17 protein-coding genes and 1 pseudogene are annotated in these 19,136 nt (G+C 39.9%); 6 read left to right on the top strand and 12 right to left on the bottom strand.

Annotation, left to right across the window (positions count from 1 at the left end; translation table 11 throughout):
• Positions 1 to 22: 22 nt before the first annotated feature.
• Complete coding sequence (locus M3661_RS13065; protein ID WP_251485623.1) at positions 23 to 919, top strand: LysR family transcriptional regulator; 897 nt, start codon at positions 23 to 25, stop codon at positions 917 to 919.
• A 125-nt stretch (positions 920 to 1,044) separates the two neighbouring features.
• On the opposite strand, the gene M3661_RS13060 is transcribed toward M3661_RS13065, so the two are convergent.
• Positions 1,045 to 1,233: a YgaP family membrane protein gene (locus M3661_RS13060; RefSeq protein WP_021262917.1), complete on the bottom strand. Its 189-nt coding sequence runs from the start codon at positions 1,231 to 1,233 to the stop codon at positions 1,045 to 1,047.
• Between the two features lie 418 nt (positions 1,234 to 1,651).
• Here M3661_RS13060 and alv point away from each other — a divergent pair, with 418 nt between their 5' ends.
• A complete protein-coding gene (alv, locus tag M3661_RS13055) occupies positions 1,652 to 3,157 on the top strand; it encodes a cholesterol-dependent cytolysin alveolysin (protein WP_251485621.1) in 1,506 nt (501 codons plus the stop codon).
• A 267-nt stretch (positions 3,158 to 3,424) separates the two neighbouring features.
• A complete protein-coding gene (locus M3661_RS13050; protein ID WP_251485619.1) occupies positions 3,425 to 4,621 on the top strand; it encodes a macrolide family glycosyltransferase in 1,197 nt (398 codons plus the stop codon).
• 919 nt (positions 4,622 to 5,540) lie between these two features.
• Here M3661_RS13050 and M3661_RS13045 read toward each other — a convergent pair.
• Positions 5,541 to 6,152: a DUF4179 domain-containing protein gene (locus tag M3661_RS13045; protein WP_251485617.1), complete on the bottom strand. Its 612-nt coding sequence runs from the start codon at positions 6,150 to 6,152 to the stop codon at positions 5,541 to 5,543.
• Positions 6,153 to 6,542: 390 nt separating this feature from the next.
• Between M3661_RS13045 and M3661_RS13040 the strand changes: the two genes are divergently transcribed.
• Both M3661_RS13040 and M3661_RS30755 read left to right on the top strand, forming a co-directional pair.
• Positions 6,543 to 7,652 carry an acyltransferase family protein gene (locus M3661_RS13040; protein ID WP_251485607.1) on the top strand — a complete coding sequence of 370 codons (1,110 nt, stop codon included), beginning with the start codon at positions 6,543 to 6,545 and terminating at the stop codon, positions 7,650 to 7,652.
• A gap of 3 nt (positions 7,653 to 7,655) precedes the next feature.
• Positions 7,656 to 7,781, top strand: coding sequence for an IS3 family transposase (locus M3661_RS30755; protein WP_083189664.1), 126 nt, complete (start codon positions 7,656 to 7,658; stop codon positions 7,779 to 7,781).
• A gap of 656 nt (positions 7,782 to 8,437) precedes the next feature.
• On the opposite strand, the gene M3661_RS13035 is transcribed toward M3661_RS30755, so the two are convergent.
• The 9 genes and pseudogenes from M3661_RS13035 to M3661_RS12995 all read right to left on the bottom strand — a co-directional run bounded on the left by M3661_RS13035 (position 8,438) and on the right by M3661_RS12995 (position 16,883).
• Entirely contained in the window at positions 8,438 to 9,265 is an 828-nt protein-coding gene (locus M3661_RS13035; RefSeq protein ID WP_251485606.1) for a HAMP domain-containing sensor histidine kinase, read from the bottom strand.
• Positions 9,262 to 9,939, bottom strand: coding sequence for a response regulator transcription factor (locus M3661_RS13030; protein WP_251485604.1), 678 nt, complete (start codon positions 9,937 to 9,939; stop codon positions 9,262 to 9,264). Before M3661_RS13030 ends, M3661_RS13035 begins: the two co-directional genes overlap by 4 nt.
• A 348-nt stretch (positions 9,940 to 10,287) precedes the next feature.
• Entirely contained in the window at positions 10,288 to 11,130 is an 843-nt protein-coding gene (locus M3661_RS13025) for a hypothetical protein (RefSeq protein ID WP_251485601.1), read from the bottom strand.
• A gap of 68 nt (positions 11,131 to 11,198) precedes the next feature.
• Positions 11,199 to 11,489: a hypothetical protein gene (locus M3661_RS13020; RefSeq protein ID WP_251485598.1), complete on the bottom strand. Its 291-nt coding sequence runs from the start codon at positions 11,487 to 11,489 to the stop codon at positions 11,199 to 11,201.
• 301 nt (positions 11,490 to 11,790) lie between these two features.
• Positions 11,791 to 12,081, bottom strand: coding sequence for a hypothetical protein (locus M3661_RS13015; RefSeq protein ID WP_251485597.1), 291 nt, complete (start codon positions 12,079 to 12,081; stop codon positions 11,791 to 11,793).
• Between the two features lie 122 nt (positions 12,082 to 12,203).
• Positions 12,204 to 12,659 carry a hypothetical protein gene (locus tag M3661_RS13010; protein WP_251485594.1) on the bottom strand — a complete coding sequence of 152 codons (456 nt, stop codon included), beginning with the start codon at positions 12,657 to 12,659 and terminating at the stop codon, positions 12,204 to 12,206.
• A gap of 275 nt (positions 12,660 to 12,934) precedes the next feature.
• Positions 12,935 to 13,902, bottom strand: a pseudogene (locus tag M3661_RS13005) (glycerophosphodiester phosphodiesterase family protein).
• A gap of 365 nt (positions 13,903 to 14,267) precedes the next feature.
• Positions 14,268 to 14,900, bottom strand: a complete 633-nt coding sequence (locus M3661_RS13000; protein WP_251485591.1) for an HAD family hydrolase — start codon at positions 14,898 to 14,900, stop codon at positions 14,268 to 14,270.
• A 636-nt stretch (positions 14,901 to 15,536) separates the two neighbouring features.
• The gene (locus tag M3661_RS12995) at positions 15,537 to 16,883 is read right to left on the bottom strand and encodes a lytic polysaccharide monooxygenase (RefSeq protein ID WP_251485683.1); all 1,347 of its coding nucleotides are present in this window, start codon (positions 16,881 to 16,883) and stop codon (positions 15,537 to 15,539) included.
• A gap of 862 nt (positions 16,884 to 17,745) precedes the next feature.
• On the opposite strand from M3661_RS12995, the gene M3661_RS12990 reads away from it, so the two are divergent.
• Positions 17,746 to 18,243, top strand: coding sequence for a hypothetical protein (locus tag M3661_RS12990; protein WP_251485588.1), 498 nt, complete (start codon positions 17,746 to 17,748; stop codon positions 18,241 to 18,243).
• A 370-nt stretch (positions 18,244 to 18,613) separates the two neighbouring features.
• Here the strand turns inward: M3661_RS12990 and cysC are convergent, their stop codons facing one another.
• Positions 18,614 to 19,123 (bottom strand): adenylyl-sulfate kinase, encoded by a 510-nt coding sequence (gene cysC / locus M3661_RS12985; RefSeq protein ID WP_251485584.1) that lies wholly within the window; start codon positions 19,121 to 19,123, stop codon positions 18,614 to 18,616.
• Between the last annotated feature and the right edge of the window lie 13 nt (positions 19,124 to 19,136).

Genomic DNA, 19,136 nt, shown 5'->3' with positions numbered 1-19,136 from the left:
GAAGGAGGAAGATCCGGATCACATGGATATTAAACAACTTCATTATTTTGCAGAAGTAGCCAAGCATAAAAATTTTACAAAAGCTTCGCAGGTGTTGTATGTTTCTCAGCCGTCCATCAGCAAGATGATCAAGAGTCTCGAGGATGAATTGGGCGTTATGTTGCTTGACCGTTCCGACAGGGAAGTTGTACTCACCGATACAGGAAGGCTGGTTAACGAGAAAGCTTTAAAAATTTTGCAGATGCTAGAGGATTTATCTTCTTCCGTAAATGAGCTGGTTCACGTGCAAAGAGGAAAAGTGACAATGGGGATCATGCCTACAATTAGCGCATTGCTTTTCCCAAAAATCATTTCTGGATTCAAGAAGAGCTATCCCAAGATTGAGATTCAAATGGTAGAATACAGCGCGAAACAAGTAAAGATGCAGATGGAGCAAGGAAATATCGATTTTGGGGTCACGGTGCTGCCGGTGAACACACAGCTGTATCGAACGGTTTCCTTGTTAACGGAAGAACTGGTTGTCATCGTGAGCAATCATCACTGGCTATCTGGAAGGAAATCCGTCAGCTTAACCGAATTGCAGAATGAGCCCTTCATTCTGTTCACCAAGGAATTTGCCCTTCATGACGTAGTTGAGCAAGCATGCTTGCAGGCTGGGTTCGAACCCAAGGTGGCTCATTTGACCTCTCTATGGGATTTCTGCTGCGAGATGGTAGCTTCGCAACTAGGAATATCATTGATTCCCCGATCGATGGCGAACCGATTGCACCATCTTGCCATTCATGCCGTTACCGTGTCCCAACCGGAAATCGCTTGGGAGCTGGCTCTCATTTATCCTCGGGATAAATATCTTTCTTATGCATCCCGCGCGTTTATCTCCTATATCAAGGCCAATCCGCCGAATCAACCGGAACTATGACAGTGGCTGGTTCCATCCTCAATAGGGATCATGGAAAAAACTGGCGATCAACGAATGACTGAAGAAATTGGATGAAGCGGAGTCCAAAACCTATTAAGGTTTTAGACTCTTTATTGGAGAAGCATTTATTTCACTTTTTTGCAATTTTGAATACCAAGAACTGCATTCGCCGGACAATAGCGAGTTGTGCCTGTAATGATAGGAACCAATCCAATTAATCCCCACCATTTTCTGTAATAAAGTCCCGTAAAGATGATTGCAGCACCAACCGAAATTCGAATTGCTTGTTCCGTTTTTCCAACATTACAGTTCACGTACTTTACACCTCCATAAGCTACTATCAATTTGCTCATACACCATTTAGAGTTGCCGCATAATTATGGTTTGAAATTGGGCACATTCTCATGCGTGGAATTGATTGGCTAATCTTATACACACTCTCCTAATGTGATGCTTAGGGGAGTGTTTTATTTTACTCCTTCAAAAAAAAGGATTTACTTGGTAATTTATTGTTTCATATACAATACTAGGATCTACAAGTAAAATCCTATAATATGGAAGAATTATTCTGAATAATCGAATTAAACTCAAAAATATTTTATTCCTGTCATAAAAGTTATGAAGTTTCGTATTATTTCTTAATAAAAATATAAAAAATTCATACCAAATTACCGATAAAAAAATTAATGTAGTACATTAGTACTACAATTTTACATAAAGAGGGGTAATTGTATGAAGAAAAAAACAAACTATGTGAAAGGAAGGAAAGTACTCGTAAGTCTGTTAGTGAGTTTGCAAGTGTTCACTTTTGCGAGTATTTCCTCCGCTGCTCCAAACGAATCCAATGATATTGATCTTGGAATCGCAGGCCTGAACTATAATCGCAATGAGGTTTTGGCTGTACAAGGGGATCAAATCAGTAGTTTTGTTCCCAAAGAAGGCATTCAGTCCAACGGTAAATTCATCGTGGTTGAACGGGACAAAAAATCACTTACAACGTCACCCGTAGATATTTCAATCATTGATTCGATCACGAATCGCACTTATCCAGGCGCAATACAGCTTGCAAATAAGGATTTTGCGGATAATCAGCCTAGTCTGGTTATGGCTGCGAGAAAGCCAATGGATATTAGCATCGATCTGCCTGGATTGAAGAACGAGAACACAATTTCCGTTCAAAATCCAAATTACGGCAGCGTATCTAGTGCCATTGATCAGCTCGTATCGATTTGGGGAGAAAAGTATTCCAGCACGCATACACTGCCAGCTAGATTACAGTATGCTGAATCCATGGTTTACAGCCAAAACCAAATTTCCAGTGCACTGAATGTGAACGCGAAAGTGCTTAACGGAACGCTTGGAATCGACTTTAATGCGGTCGCAAACGGCGAGAAAAAAGTGATGGTTGCTGCTTATAAGCAAATCTTTTATACCGTAAGTGCAGGACTGCCCAACAATCCATCGGACCTGTTTGATGACAGTGTGTCGTTTGCCGAGTTAGTCCGCAAAGGGGTAAGCAACGAGACTCCACCGTTGATGGTATCAAACGTAGCTTATGGCCGTACCATTTACGTCAAATTGGAGACGACCTCCAAGAGCAATGATGTACAAACGGCATTTAAATTATTGCTCAATAATCCTAGCATTCAGGCTAGCGGACAGTACAAAGATATTTATGAAAACAGTTCGTTTACTGCCGTTGTATTAGGTGGCGACGCGCAAACCCATAACCAAGTTGTCACGAAAGACTTCAATGTTATCCAAAGCGTAATCAAGGACAATGCAGAATTCAGCAGTAAGAACCCAGCTTACCCGATTTCATATACAAGTGTCTTCTTGAAAGACAATTCCATCGCTGCCGTTCACAACAATACCGAGTATATCGAGACGAAAACGACGGAATATACGAAGGGTAAAATTAAGCTTGATCATAGTGGTGCATATGTAGCTCAGTTTGAAGTATATTGGGACGAGTTTTCATATGATGAAAATGGACAAGAAATCGTGACTCGTAAAAGTTGGGATGGAAATTGGCGCGATAGAACTGCTCATTTCTCAACAGAAATCCCACTTCCGCCTAATGCCAAGAACATAAGAATTTATGCAAGAGAATGCACAGGTCTTGCTTGGGAATGGTGGAGAACAGTTGTTGATGAATATAACGTTCCGTTAGCTAGCGATATTAATGTTTCGATTTGGGGAACAACGTTATATCCGAAATCATCCATTACTCACTAATTAATATGAATACATGAACATCTCCCCATTCATTTGGGGAGATGTTTTTTGCTCTAGCATGTTTTTGTTTATCCTCATTTATGATAAGATTTGCACTAATTACATCAGTAGTGAGAAAATTTACGGGGGTTATACAAAATTTCTTTGTACTATTTGTATACTATGATAAACTTGATCCCGAATACAATTTCAAGTAACGATCCAAGCGAGGGCATGGGAATCCTTGCGAACAATGTCAGCGAACCGTAATGTCTAGGAGTGATGATAATGGCGCGTGTTTTATTTATAAATGGGGGATCAGAGGGACATATCGTTCCCACGATTGGAGTCGTACAGGAGCTTATCTCACGGGGAGAAGAGGTCGTATACTTCTGCATAGAAGCATTCCGAGAGCGATTGGAGAAGACAGGCGCTATCGTACGAACATTTGATGATCAGAAATTCATCAAAGCCTTTATTTCAGGTGGACGAAATTATGTACTTGAACGAATCAACGGCTTGCTGCTTACGGCAGATGTCGTCATACCAAGCGTACTTGAACAGATCAAGGGAGAGCAATTCGATTACATCATTCACGATTCCATGTTTGGTTGTGGACGAATCATAGCTCAAATGCTGAAACTGCCTGCAATCAATTCCTGTACGTCTTTTGCACAGTCAAAGGCATCCTTCGATAGCATGATGGAACAGTTCCATGCAAGTGTACCTGCAGAGATCGCAAAGCCTATCCATGGTACATTTGTAAGCCTGATGGACAAGGTGAAGGAAACCTATCAAGTGGAGATTCATTCTCCTTTCGAAGTATTTTGTAATCCAGCACCACTTACCATCGTGTATACGACTAGGGAGTTCCAACCTGAAGGAGAAACATTTGATCATTCCTTTCAATTTGTTGGGCCATCCATCTCTTTACGGGTCAGCCAAACGGACTTCGACCTTACGGCAATCGAAGGAAGAAGCCTCATTTACATTTCCCTCGGTACTGTCTTTAACCAAGCGATTGATTTCTATAAGCTCTGTATGGATGCTTTGGGAGACACGGAACATACGATTGTCATGTCGATCGGTGATAAAGTCCAAATTTCAGATTTAGGTAGGATCCCTGCAAACTTCATCGTAAAAAACGTTGTGCCACAAACCGATCTATTGCCACACACGAAATTATTTATTACACATGGTGGCATGAATAGTGCTCATGAAGGTCTCTATTACGGAGTTCCGCTCATTGTTATCCCGCAAAGCGCGGATCAGCCAGTCATTGCCAAGCAAATCTCCAGAGTTGGAGCGGGTGTTACATTACGTATGGATGACTTGACTGCAGAGCAAATCCGCGAAGCCGCAGACCATGTGTTAAGCCACGCATCTTACAAGACAGCCGCTATAAACATGCAACAATCCTTCCGCGAATCGGGTGGGTATGTTCAAGCTGTTGATAAGATATTAGAATTTATTAGCCAACATTAGTCTATGTAAGGCTCATGATTGATTCCCCGTATACACGAATCGATCATGAGTCATTTTTATTTATTGGAATCTATCGACCTTTATACGTAACATCCTTCGTTAACATGTGCTACTAGCTTGGTGGCGAAGGTATGCCTTGAAAATTATGGTGGGTTTTTCAATTCAAATTTGCATCAGAAATCATGTCTTTGGATTGAAAAAGGGGACGCCAATATGGTAATGAAAGGTAATTGACGTGATAGCGTTTTCATTACATCGACTTTTATAGCCTGTCTTTTGAAGTACATGAGATGAACATAACATCAGAGCAGCTAATGTGGTATATCATTGAGAAGTATTTCACATAATAATGGAAAAGAAGTGAATTGTTAAAGTCGGCTGGTGTTCAATTAAGAAATAGTTCATGGATTTGATCGAATCCAGTCGATAATAGATCTAAGATGCCAGTTCAAACATCTGTAATTGCGGAATATGCAATGTGCGGATTAGCACGCTAACAGACGACACATTAATCAGTAATAATAAATCAACTGTGCAATCATTGAAGTCAGAGTAATAATGAACAAATAAAATGAAATGCACGCAGTAATGAGCATTTGATAATATGGTGAGATTATGTGATTTAGCTGCAGATGCATGCCAATTTGGAGAGACTCCTTTTAAACCTATACTACTGTTTCACAAAACCCGTATTTTGTACACATGTCACTAATTCGGTTTAATCCCTTTCAGCCTTTGGTTTATCATTTATTTGTCGGATGACAAGAACTTTGGGACATTCCTATTCCCTAATACAAAAATCAGCTACAAAATTCCTTGAAGTTATTATTGCACTTATCAGTCCCATACGTAAACCATGAGCAAATGTATTTATCTATGATATTTACTTATACGCCACCCTGTTCTACACGCTGGGAAATCACTTGTACACCTGTACCTTACTTTTTGTTGCTTTCAGCTCAAGAGCATAATCCCATTTTCCTTTGATCATTTCTTTACTGTCAGGAATCGTAACCCCTTCCACGTTCCATGTAAGTTTTACAGTGTCGGGTTTCTTTTGATGGTAGGCTGCTCCCATTATTAGTCCGACGTATCTCTTCGGCCCTATCTTCGTAATTTTATCGCTGACGACCATCCCCTCCGCGTCCTGAATATCTAAAACTCCATGAATAATTGAGGCATCTCCTAAATCTTGATTACTATCTAATGAATAGGTTAATGATACTGTCTCGCCATTGAAAATCGCCTCATTAATAGTGAACGCTATGCCTTGGCTCTCTTGCGACATATTGATCTCATTCGAAAATTCTTTGTAATCATGGTAAACCCCAGTTCCAATTATTCTAAAAATATCTCTGATTATAGAGATATTGTTCGCATAAGCTGGGAACGCAGCTCCCAATGCTGCCGTTGATATGCAAGCTACAATCACAGCGGCCGTAATGCCCTTGATCCAAGTTCGTTTCTTTCGTTCGATTTCACTAACCCTAATCTCCTCGAATTCCTTGTCATCGATATCTACATCGTTCAATAGTTCATAAATAGCATGACGAATATTTTGAAATCCAGAAGATTTGGCAAAGCACTGTTTTACCCTGTTCGATCAGGTTATTGAGATGCTTGACGGTCAATGTTTTGTACGCACATAAAAGCCTTTCATTTTTGATAAATTAGATATTCATATTCTGACCCAACACATGAATATGAATAGAATCTTAATAAAAACTTAAGATAAAATTTCTGTTTTCTTTAAATATTTATTCTATAATTTATTGCACAAATATGAAAAATCTCTTTAAAAGAAGATACAGTTTTCTGTAGCGTTTATATCGGGATTTAAAGAAAAATAAACACGATATATTCACTTAGTATAGTCATCTTTATTAACAACAAAATCTACGGTTTATTAGGAGAACAATTTATGAGTAAAAGAATAAAAGAATTAGATTCTATAAGAGGTTTAGCCGCTATTGCAGTGGTATTTGGGCACTTTTGTTTAATGCTACCATCATTGCCTAATTCTATTAAATTCTCCCCTCTTAGGTTTTTATGGGCTGGTGGAGAAGCTGTAATCATTTTTTATGTACTTAGTGGTTATGTACTATCTATGGCACTTTATCATTCAAAAACAAATTATTGGGGATATTTAATTAAGCGATTTGTACGAATCTATATCCCTTATTATGTCTGGATTTTCATCACCTTCGCTTTATTCGTTTTATTTTCGCCGTATGAGGTGATGGGATTACGAGATTGGTTCTATGATAAGTGGCAGGGTTCTATAACAAAATTAGATATTATCAATCATATTGTACTTCTAAACAATTTTTTTACAGACAATTACAACCCGGTGATCTGGTCATTGGCTCAAGAAATGCGTATATCTATCGTGTTCCCCTTGCTGTTCCTTCTTTTTTATAAACAGAGTTGGAAGAAAACGATACTGTTTGCCATGAGCTTTTCTTTAATTAGTATTTTCCTTAATATGTTGAATATTGGGAAAGCTGAGGGATTTTATAATGGTTACGCCGATACACTGCATTTCACGTCAATGTTTATGGTTGGAATGCTACTTTTTAAACATCAGGAAGAACTTACTCAATTATATAAAAATATGAAAAGTATAAATAGAAAACTACTTATCGCATTAGGGGTCTTTCTGTATTTATACTCCATTTTGATTTATGGGCTTTCTCAAAATGATACTACTTTCTTATTAAAAGATTGGGGTGTCGTAATTGGTGTTAGTATAATAATCATTATGGCAATTAATAACCTAAAGGTAAAAGCTATTTTAAATAAGGGTGTATTTGTATACTTGGGGGAAATTTCATATAGTATCTATTTATGCCATTTTCCAATCACGATGGTACTGTTTAAACTTTTGTATGCTAAGATACCTACCCTTTTTCTGCTTATCTTATGTATTACAACGACAATACTTTGTTCTATATTATCATATCATTTAATTGAAAAGAAATGTATCAATTGGGCAAAACAAAGAACAACAAAGTTCAAAAAAAAGGTGTGATACTTGCAGCATCTGAAATTGTTGTTAAATGATTATGTGAACTGGTACAATAAACACCGGATTCACGGAACACTAAGCTATATGAGACCAGTTGATTACAGAAAATTAGCCCTTAAAAAAGTTGTCTAGTATAGTGTTGACAATCCACATGCGGATCAAGAAAAATGGTTAATGTAGAATGCTTACAGTAGTCACAATAACCGTATCTGCGGTTATCAGAAAAACAAGACTATATTACTTTGTTGCGAAGTCAAATTTTATAACGAATGGAAGAAAGAGCAAAGGAGTAGCATTCGCTACTCCTTTTTGTTTTAACTAGAGTCGTTCAATAAGTTCCCCACTCGTCATCGACTACAAGCACCCGAATTTCTGACATATTGCTCACCCGCTTCTTCAATCCTAATTCAAGTGTTATTCATCCTCGATTATGGTGTTAGTTCCCTTATGATTGCAATGTCTGTGTGCATGAACTTTATATCTGGATTTTAGATCCTGTTTGTGTAGAAACCATGTTGAAATCATGGAGTATAAAGTCTTGCATCTCGGCTATTCGTAATTATTTTCCACTTCCCTAAATAACAAGTCGAGAATTTTCTCAACCGCTTTACGGTTCTTTCCCTTGTATGGATAGCAGTGGATATGAATGGCTGGCTTAAAGTTGATCTCAATGATACTGTAATTGGAATCGGATGCTTCAGATGTAATATCATCAATCATCATATCCACGACTTCGGTTTAATGACGATAGCTTTGTCACGGTACATCTCATAGGCAGCCAACGCCTCTTACTGACTACGGAACGCCTCCCCATTTGGTACGCGAATACCATGCTGAAATAAATTATCCAGAACCCGTGCCATCCATGTAGGATCTGCTTCCCAATAAAATGTTTCGTCTGCCGGTAAATCAACATCGAGCTGAATTTCTTTTTCCTCAAATACAGGATACCACGCAGCAACAGATGCCCTTACCAAACGCCCAATATCTGTTGAAACGGGCCCAAAAGGATGTCTTCCTGAGGTAAGCAATGTATAGGTAAGTAAATCATCCATTAGATCTCCGACTCTGGTAATCGTATGGTTGATCTCTGTTAACGAGTTTTGTCCTTCTAAACTCATGGATTCTTTGTTTAATTTGGTGACATGTCCTCTCAAAATGGTAAGTGGCGTTCGTAAGTCGTGAGATAAATTCGCAATGAGTCGATGTCGTAACAATTCCTCTTCATATGCTTGTTTACGACTGTCTTCAAGCTGCTGAATCATCCAATTAAAGGAACTTCCTAACTGGTCTATCTCATCCATACGATCCGCTTGAACAGATATGGGTTTCGGAAATGAGTTATTTTTAGCAGAAGATGACATGACTTCTTGTAAGCGGGCGAGACGTTTGCGAAGTCTCAAGAAGAACAACCAAGATAATATAACAAATGCGACAATAATAAAACCAAACAATAGTAAGGTAACGTAAAATAGATGTAACGTATTTAGATCTTTTTCATGGATATTAGAAAACCCAACAAACGCACTCAAGAAAATAAGCACAATGGGCGGAAGAAAGATAAATAGAAAATGTACTTTTAGAAAACGACGAAATAATGATCTATTCTGTTTCATAGTTTCACCCGATAGCCTATTCCCTTCAACGTTTCAATAATCTCTGGAGAATCGGGATGACGTTCCAGCTTTTGACGCAGTCGATGGATATGTACCATTATTGTTTTATCACCAGTGATATAAGTTTCTTGCCAAATTGCTTCATAGATTTGTTCTTTTGGTAGAACTTGATTGGGGTGGCGTAAGAAGAACATTAAAATTTGATGTTGTTTTCCAGTCAATATAATTTCTTCGCCTGTGCGTTTGTCATATACCATTTGGACTTCCGGATCTACTTCAATATGATCTCCTAATGAAATGCGTTCGGAATGTGTTCCACCTCTTCGACGGATTAATACTTCTAATCTTGCAACCAATTCATCCGTATGGAATGGTTTCGTTACATAGTCATCAGCAAATTGCAAACCATCTACCTTGTCATCTATCGATGTTCGAGCAGATAACAGCAAAATAGGAACAGCAGGATCTGCTTTCTTTAATCGTTTTCCCACCGTAAATCCGTCTAACCCGGGTAACATGATATCCAAAATAACTACTTCATGCTGATGTACTTCTTTTTCGGCTCCTTCACCAGAAAGGAGCCACTGAACTGAAAATCCTCGCTGTTCCAATTCTTCTTTTACCCAACTGCCTATTTTCTCATTATCTTCAATATATAATACGTTTCTTTTCAAGTAACATCCCTCTCTCTAAATTGGGTTCGCCATTAGACAGAATAACAATAACACAATCTAAAAAAAATGAATTCCAGTTAAGACAATTTTAACGTTCGTTAATAGAGTTTCATAAAAAAGAGGCCCGTCTAAAGTACTATCACCATGCGTTACATCATTAAACAACGTGCCTCTAAATTAATTTTAAGTTCGGATACTGTAGCGCAGTTATCACTTCTAACAGTTAAGGATCGTATTTCGCCCTACTTGTAATAAGGTTCACCTCAAAGGGGCTATCGGCGAAAAATAAGAAGGAGTTTGTCGCGGCGTGACAGCTCCTAGAAATCCAATTGGTTAACAACTTGCGCCCTACTTTGAAAATGTGCTAAGTAAAGACGGCCATACGGAAATTTTCTCACGGCAGGATGGACATAATGTTTCCCCCGCTAAATAATACAGATGCCTAACCAATGTTTGCTCCCCGATCGCTTCCGCCCGCTCCGCTAATGTTCGTAATTCTTCATCTGCAAATGACGTGACCGGGACGATCACATGGGATTCCTGATCAGTGTGAAAGACGGGATCTTGTTCATAGGCTTGAAGTATTTCGATTTCTACAGAATGATCTACATGAGGCCAGATGAATACATCATTTTCGCAGGCCGGACACACGGCCACATACTCATCACCGTTAATAAAAGTCATCAGCATATCGGCAAGCATATACGAACCTCGATAAGCGGCATCCGCAGCAAGAAAAAAACGTTTCTCCGTCTCATCGATGGAATGACGGGCCGTGTAGTTGAATACTTCCTTTGTAAGCGCCTTGAGTTTTCCAATGGCCTCTACATATTCACGATACAATTCAGTACAGGCAGATCTGCCTACATCTTCAGCCAGTTCAGCCCAAGCTTCCGGAAATGGTTCCTTATCGTGCCCATCACGGCTTGCCTCGATTATACCGCAATTTACAAACAGCTCTTTGCGCACTTCCGCATCAGATGTAGAACATGCTATTTGTGCCAAAAACGGCATCGCTGCATATGTAGCCGTATATATCGAATTTTGATGGTACAAGTACTCTTGGAAGATTTCATCAAAAATCTCCTGACTATAATGCTGCATTAGCTGCTGCAATGACACAGATAGGTTTTCTGCAGAACTGTACGGTCCAGTCAGCTTTCCCCATACATCGCTATTCCACGTAAGCAAGCTTGCCCTCCGTTCCTAATTGCCAACTTCTACCCTTTCCCTTATTGTATCACATAAAAATCACGGAATCAGTGCCCAACATCCAGCGCCTCTATCTCCTTTAGTTTTAGAAGATTACAGATTCCTTTCTCATCTTCAGCATAAGGGTACAAGCCGTAGCCGATATTTCCATCACCTCGACGATGAAATTGCCGTACATCGATGAGATTATCTTTCTGGGTGATATAGAGTGACAATGTTGGATGCTCCATATGCGCTTTTATTTGCAAGACGATTTTCTCGAATTGCTTCTGTCTGCTGTTATCTTCTAAACGGTTAAAAAACCATGTAAGGGGTGTGGTGCTTTTTGAAAAGTTCAAGCTCCCAATCTTTTTCCACAAGCTTATTGTTAAGTACCTTATTATTATTTATGATAATTTCTATTGGTATCATCTCTACTTCAGATGCAGGTGTGAAGCATACTGAAACTGGAAATCCATTATTTATCGCATCAGACAGTCAAACGGGTACAGTTAAAATCTAATATACTCTTTGAAAAAAGGGACTCCGTCCCTTTTTTTGTCCTTCAAGGGGTTTACATGCAACTGTATAAGTGTGCAGGCTTCGGTAGCATGCTCAACAAAATGTGTTTAATCAACTATCGTGACTTGTTAGCGTAATCTATACATACTTCCAATCACTGTTGTTTAGCTCAAAACTTGCGATAGAACTATGGAGTGCCTCTTCGATTGATCCCATATCAAAATCTTGATAGACTTCCCAGTTCTTATCGCATAGGAATAGATAATAATTATTGGAATTGTCGTATTTCGCAAGTGCTAATCCTGTAATGATTATTTCCTTAGAAGAGCCATTATCTTCTTCATATAGCATTTTTGCGATTGGACGGTTCACATCATTATCCACATACATTATCACCTTCGCACCGTCCAAATGAGCAGGTACAATCATTGAATACCTCCCCTACCGTTTGCTCCCTGGTTTCATTGAACAACGTGTCCCGTTAGTTTAATGGAATTTTTTTGATTGAAGAACAGTGCCTCTTTAACAATACCTCGTTTTACAATAACAAGTTAATCTTGCACTTCGATAACAAATACGTAGCTTGAACTACCTTCAGAAATTCTCTTTTCTTTATCTTTTAGCCAAGTTGCAGAAAGAGAATAGTAATAAGCACCTTTTTCTCCAGGAGCTTGAAAGGAGTTTTCACTTATTGTTACTTGAGAATGTGCGCCATTATGGAATTTGGAAAGGTTTGTCTCAGTCGGCTGTTTTCCTTCAAACCTAAACTTAATAGTTGAATTCGCAATTACTGTTTCTTTTTCCTTATCCCTAAGCATTTCTTCTGGACTTATATAATCGGCACAAGTGTTTCCCCAACAGTATGAGCTTTGATACACCTGAATGGATTCTCCATTAACGATGACTTCTGGCTGAGGAGGAGTATTACCCAATTGTGGTTCGGAAAGGCCTTCATCTGAGCTGCAAGCACTCAATAACAATACAATCGGCAGTATTTTTCGAAGCATCGAACCCCTCCCTTTTTAGCGTAGACGTAAAATGATTACATTATGTTACACTTGTTTTCACATGGACTCAATGAAAACAAGGGGATCCATTGGCCGTGCAATCGTATGAATATTGCCGCGATCTCTTAGCCTATCGCTCCCGAACCCATAATAAAAATCCCACCAGGTTCTTTACGATGGGATTTTTATCTTTTCACAACAGGAATCCTGCCCTTTAATAACATAAGAAATACGATTCCTTATAATGAAGAATCAACTATTTTTGATGAATTTAATCATTTAGTAACTTTATCAACCCTATTTGTCCATATATAGCCCTGATATCCTGCTGGAATTTTTTCGAGGCTTTCTTTTGTATCAAATCCTTCTGACCATTTACCATTTCCCTCTACGATTACGACTCGCGTGTTGACAGATTCCATTCTATCAATAAATTTATTTGGCCAACCCCATAAGAACTTCGCATAATTTAAAGGCAAATGAAGCTCCATATTATGCAATTCTTTCGGAATATATCCCGTCCAACCTAATAATTCGTATTTTAAAAGTGCGTTTTTCATCATTGTTTTCGTCAGCAATTTCAACTCTGCATGTTTTGAACGTAAATAATCAAACCCTTCGCTGTCTCCATCACCATAAACTGTTATTTTATCTAATTGATTCTTAGACATTTTACTTAAATAAGAATTCCACAATACTTTTGTTGTTTCCATATCTCCATCTTTGTCATGAATTAAAAACTCTTTATTAGGAAAAGCTGCAAACACATCATCTAAGCTTGGCATCATACCAATGCCTTTGCCACGAAACGGATAGCTCTCACCATTATCAGCCGTATATCTATAGCCGACATCTAGTTTCTTTAATTCGTTCATTTTATAATCTTTGACTTCACCTTTACCATTTGTTCTATACTCTAAAGTAAAATCATGAAAAACAGCTAATTGATGATCCTTCGTTAACTGAATATCTAATTCCACTACGTCAGCACCATTATCAAATGCTGCATAGAAGGAATTGTATTTTCTAAATAAGGGTGCTCAGGCGGATAAATGATTTCAGCTGTATTCGTATCATACTCTACCTGTGAAATATCAAAGGTTTGAGCCAACCCTCTATGAGCTAGAATCTTATAATTTGTATCTTTCGAGTAAAATAGACTCGTATTATTCATCCAAACCATAACAACCAAAAGGGTTATCCCCAAAATGATATATGTCTTTTTATTTTTTATTTTTTTCATTGCTTATCCTTTCCTTCTTTTTCTTTTCTTACTTTAAAATGAATTTACAATGTTATACCCTTTTTACTAAGAGTATTAGAACCTTTAATACAGTTCAATGTATAAAAATGTAATCTAGATAACGATTATCTGGAAAATCAAATCTTAAAAAATCCGCTAATAGCGACTTTAAATGGGATCATGTTCTTGTCCCCGACAAGCAGGTGTCAAAGTGGCATCATCAGATAGTTGAGATGAATTTTTACATTGCTGATAAGTCTGATTGAACTAATCTAAGCTCTTTAACTATAAATATCACTTACATATATAAAAAACTTCTCATCTATTCAATCGCAGATGAGAAGTTTTAGATGTGATACATACCTTTACTGGAGATTTAAAAGTGTAAGCATGTCCAGTGGATGTCTGAACTTATACTTTGCTGGAATAGAATCCCCTTGCTTACATCCCCACAAAGCTAGTCCAAAGTCAACACCAGCGTCTCTGGCACATTCAGAATCATAAATGGTATCGCCGATGTATATGGATGCCCCAGGTTTCGCCCCCGAGATATCCAGAAACTTTAGTAATGGTTCGGGATTAGGCTTGTGCAATGTTGTATCATCTGCACATATTACGTATTGCATATATTGATCAAGACCAAACGGAACAAAATCGTCGACAAATTCTTGTTTCGTCTTGGATGTGACTACCCCGGTAGAAATAGAATGTTCTTTCAGACTCGCAAGCAACTGTTGAATACCTTCGTAAACATGGATTGTATGTTTATAATCCCCCATAAACTCATTCCAACAATGATTTGCATATTCGATGTCATTATCCTTAATGCCCAGTCGTTTCAAGGAGACAGAACCTGGTATCCCTAGCACAAAAGCAAGTTCTGAGAAGTCAACTTCCCGATCATAGTTAATCTTTAGCAGCTTCTGCAAGGATCTCAACACCGCTTGTTCTGTATTTATTAATGTTCCATCAATATCAAAAATAATTGTTGTATACATGGTTATCATCCTCCTTTAGCATATTTAAAAAGAACTCCTATTTGTATGCTAAAGTATGAAATCCATTTCAGGTCAATAGCTAAATTGATTCCGAAAGCATCTAACTTTTTTAAAAGACATATAGGTTCGTTAATATGTTAAAAATAAGGAAAACCTCCATCGCCACCGTAAGGAGAAATGTGGCCGAGGAGGTTTTTAACGTTAATTGTAGCCCAGATAGGCAACGACGGTGAAGTCACCTGGTGAGCTTAAGACAAGTCTATACTGTCCGTCGGGTTGATTCGAAGCCAAAGTAATCTTGAGACGTGCATATTGACCAGCCGGAATGGTATTCGTCGAATTACTCCCTACCAGCACATCTCCGGTCGGGGTAACTCGGTACAGATTTAAATTAACTCCGAGGCTGATCTGCCCGTTGTTTATGAAGTTGCCTTGAACACCTTCCATAGCATTTTGGGATGAGGCGTACGGATCCGCAATAATTCCTTTATCCTACTCCCCATTTCTAGTCTGTATATTTAACACTGGTAGTATTGTAGAATCATTGCATGAAATTCACTCGATCGAATCGACCATCAACAATAAGCCCGACGCTCTTTGCAAGCGGCGGGCTTCCTGCTATTCTAAAGCCTGCGTTTACGGTTGCAGTTGCCAGAGTGCGGGCACGTTGCTCGGCTCCCAACCCGGCAAGGAGGTATGGTTCTGGATGCATTTGTACACCTTGCCGTTATAGGATACAAGCGCATTGACCACATAAGCGGTATTTGGAGCCCATGGCGTTGCACTCGGACCGTCGGCCGTTGACACCGTCACAGCATTGCTGTTGCCAGATTCGTTGTTCGACGGGTCGTAAGCGCGGACCGTAAACGTATATTGCGTGTTCGGCGACAAACCGGTAACGACCTTCTCTGTTGCCGTTCCAGTGACAGTAGCGATCACCGTGTTGCCGTTGTAAATCCGGTAACCAGCGATACCGGAATCATCTGTGGATGCATTCCACATCAACGTCACTGACGTCGACGTCGGGGTGCCCATCACATGGAGGCCGGTCGGATTGGTCGGCGGCGTCACGTCTACCGGTAATTTCGTGGTCGTAAACTGGACACTATTGCTGAGCGGTGACCGATTACCGGAAGCGTCGAACGCCTTCACAGCTAGATTATAAGTCGTGCCTGCCAATAGATTGGTGAGATTGGCGCTCGTCTGATTGGCAGGAACCGTGGCGATGACATTGACGCCGTTGTACACCTCATAACCCGTGACGGCAATGTTGTCTGTCGAGGCCCCCCAAGTCAGTGTAGCCGTCGTTGTGCCTACGTTGCTGACTGCCAAATTAGTCGGCGCCGTAGGTGCAACGCTGTCGCCGGGACCGAATTGGGCATCGATGACGATGTACCAGGCATTTTGGGTATCCGCGATATCCCACACTCCGAGAATTACATGGTAACCGTCTCTTTGCGGCACATTGCAGGTTTGGGTTAACGTGGCCGGCGGCTGCTGGCCATTCCCGTTAATCGTGCAGAACGGAGTCAGATCAAACTGGGCGCGGGTCAACGGTGCATTGGGATTCCAATCCGGCTTGGTGATGAAATACCGGTAGCTTGTCGTGGCATGACGAGCGGTAAAAATCCAAGTAAAGTTGTTGGTGCCGCTCTTCATGCTCACCTTGTTCCAGCGAGTAGCTGATTGCTGGTCAAGCGGAGCGAAGCCAGCAAGGCCGGCGCTGGCGATTTTGCCGTCAGGGGGTCCGGCAGCAGGAAAACCTTTCGGCCCCTCTAGGCTCTGAGGCTCATAGACGATCGGGCCGCAGTTGGTATTTAATCCGTTTTTACACTGGATCGCGCGGCTGGCCGGATCATTAATATATCCGTGGGCTGACAAGGTCTTCGAAAACGCGAACATACAAGCGAATACGAGCAGCAATCCGCCTCCAATCAGCATTAATCGCTGGATGAAACGGGAATCCAAACGGGTTTGAAACATCATCACATTACCTCCCATGATTTGGTTTGGTCATAATGTGCCTTCGTTTTTCGACACCATCTTTGCCGCGATCTTGTGAGCTGCCTCCTCTCTTGAATAGGATCCTGCCTAAGCTGTGCACAACCGTTAACGTGCGGGCATCCACTCCTTTTTAAACCGATTTATACAAACTCCTTAGAGCTTATATACTCGTACAAAGTCATGAAAAACAATACCTAATCACATCGTGAGGAGCGTAGACAAGCGGGTTGGAAATCTTCGTGGAAAGGGGGAATTACGCGTGAGCAACTCTGCTCTACTTTATAGAATCAGCTAGTAAACTGCTGATAAATGCTGACTTTCATAGCGCGCAACTATGTTGGGATCAAAACCAAGCAAGTACGCCTATGGATAAAGCTTGCAGGGGATTGGAATCATGTCTCATATGGAGGAATCGATATAGATAAGCATTATAGAGTTTCGTCACAATTGGAGTCATGTTAGCGGAGTATCATGAATTAGCACTTTTCTTTAAAGGATTTTCCCTCTGAACAATAAGACTTAAATAATACCGCTTTTATTTTTTATGCAGGTATCTAATCGGCTATGAATACAAGTTCTTATCCTTAGCTCGGGACATGAACTTATACCATTAAAACAAAAAGCCGCTCCTGTAAAGTTAAAGATTAGTTCCTCTAATAAGTGTGGAGTGGTTGGAATCATCAAGGTATGTTACAAGGCTAATAGATGTTAGCACAACACGAGGAATCTCCTATATAGGCATCTGCACAATCATATAGTTATTAACCTACATACTGTACATACAGGATATTTGACGTTACGAATAATACGTTATCTTTATAAAGCAAAAGGAGGTATTGTAATGACAAATTTTTATTCTTTTCACGGGATTATCACTATGATTAATGATTTTTTTACAGGGCAAAATGGCGAAGGATGTTATAAATTAATATCTGTAGACAACGAGTTGGGGGAAATCGTAAATTTCGTGGTGTCGCCCAAAACCTATTTTGTAGACCATGTAATGGTGTCAGTGGGAGATCAAGTGACTGGATATTATGACGGTAATGCACCTGCGCCTCTAATTTACCCTCCACAATATCAAGCAATTGTCATAGTAAAAAATAGTCCCTATCAGAATGTAAAAGTAGATTATTTTAATACTGAGTTGGAGAGTAGTGATGGACAATTACGATTAATCATTTCTCCCTATACTCAACTTGTACTAACAAATGGGCAACACTTTTCAGGAACCCCTGTGAACCGAGATCTAATTGTTATTTATGGACCTAGCACACAGAGTATCCCCGCCCAAACTACACCCTATAGAATTGTAGTTTTGTGTTTGGGGGCATTATAGAAAATTCCTGTTTAGATACTTTGCGAAAACAGCCAAATAAAAAACCGCGCATCGCGCGGATCCTATCTAATGGCACGTACCATTTTTAGTCCTAGTTAATAATCGAGATTGTGTTTATTATACGTCTCTCCTATTCTTTCCTACAAACGTAATGATCGATGAAGATAACGGAGAGAACGGCGTTTTATCCCAGTCAGCATATTGATGTTCGACGTGAAAGCCGTGACGGGTTAATAAAGAATGAAGCGTACTCTGATCCGTGAACCGACAAGCAATTCGGGAAGTCGTTCGCTTATCCCCCCCAATTACGATTCGTGACCCAATGCATGATTTGCTGGCTAGCATCGTAACATGCCATTCCCTCCTTTCATTATTTCATCAAGTACTCTAAAATTTGACTCACATTAGACTCCACACTGTTTATGTGCGTATGTATCGTGATTTCTGGGTGCACCGGCGCTTCATAGACATCAGAAATACCCGTAAATGCTGTTATCTCACCTTTTATTGCTTTTGCATATAAGCCCTTTACATCTCTGCGCACACAATCCTCTAAGGGACAATGCACATACACTTCAACGTATGGCTCCAGCTCTGCTCGCGCATAGTCTCGCATTTCCAAGTAGGGTGCAATCATGGAGATGATCGTCGTAACACCATTGCGGTTCAGCAGCTTGCTAATATAGACGGCACGACGAATATTCTCCATTCGATCTTCTCTACTGAATCCAAGCTCTCGTCCTACCATTTGTCTAAGTTCATCGCCGTCCAAGCATTCAACCCTAACGCCTCTTACTTGAAGAGCTGCTGACAAAGCTAACGCCGTTGTCGTTTTACCAGAGCTCGGAATCCCTGTTAACCATATTGCCGTTCCTACCAATGCATAGTTCCCC

Source organism: Paenibacillus sp. MER 180 (genome assembly GCF_023713665.1).
GTDB classification, from domain to species: Bacteria; Bacillota; Bacilli; order Paenibacillales; family Paenibacillaceae; genus Paenibacillus_B; species Paenibacillus_B suaedae.
Note: the sequence above shows the minus strand (reverse complement) of the source record. Positions and strands in the feature narration are given on the sequence as shown.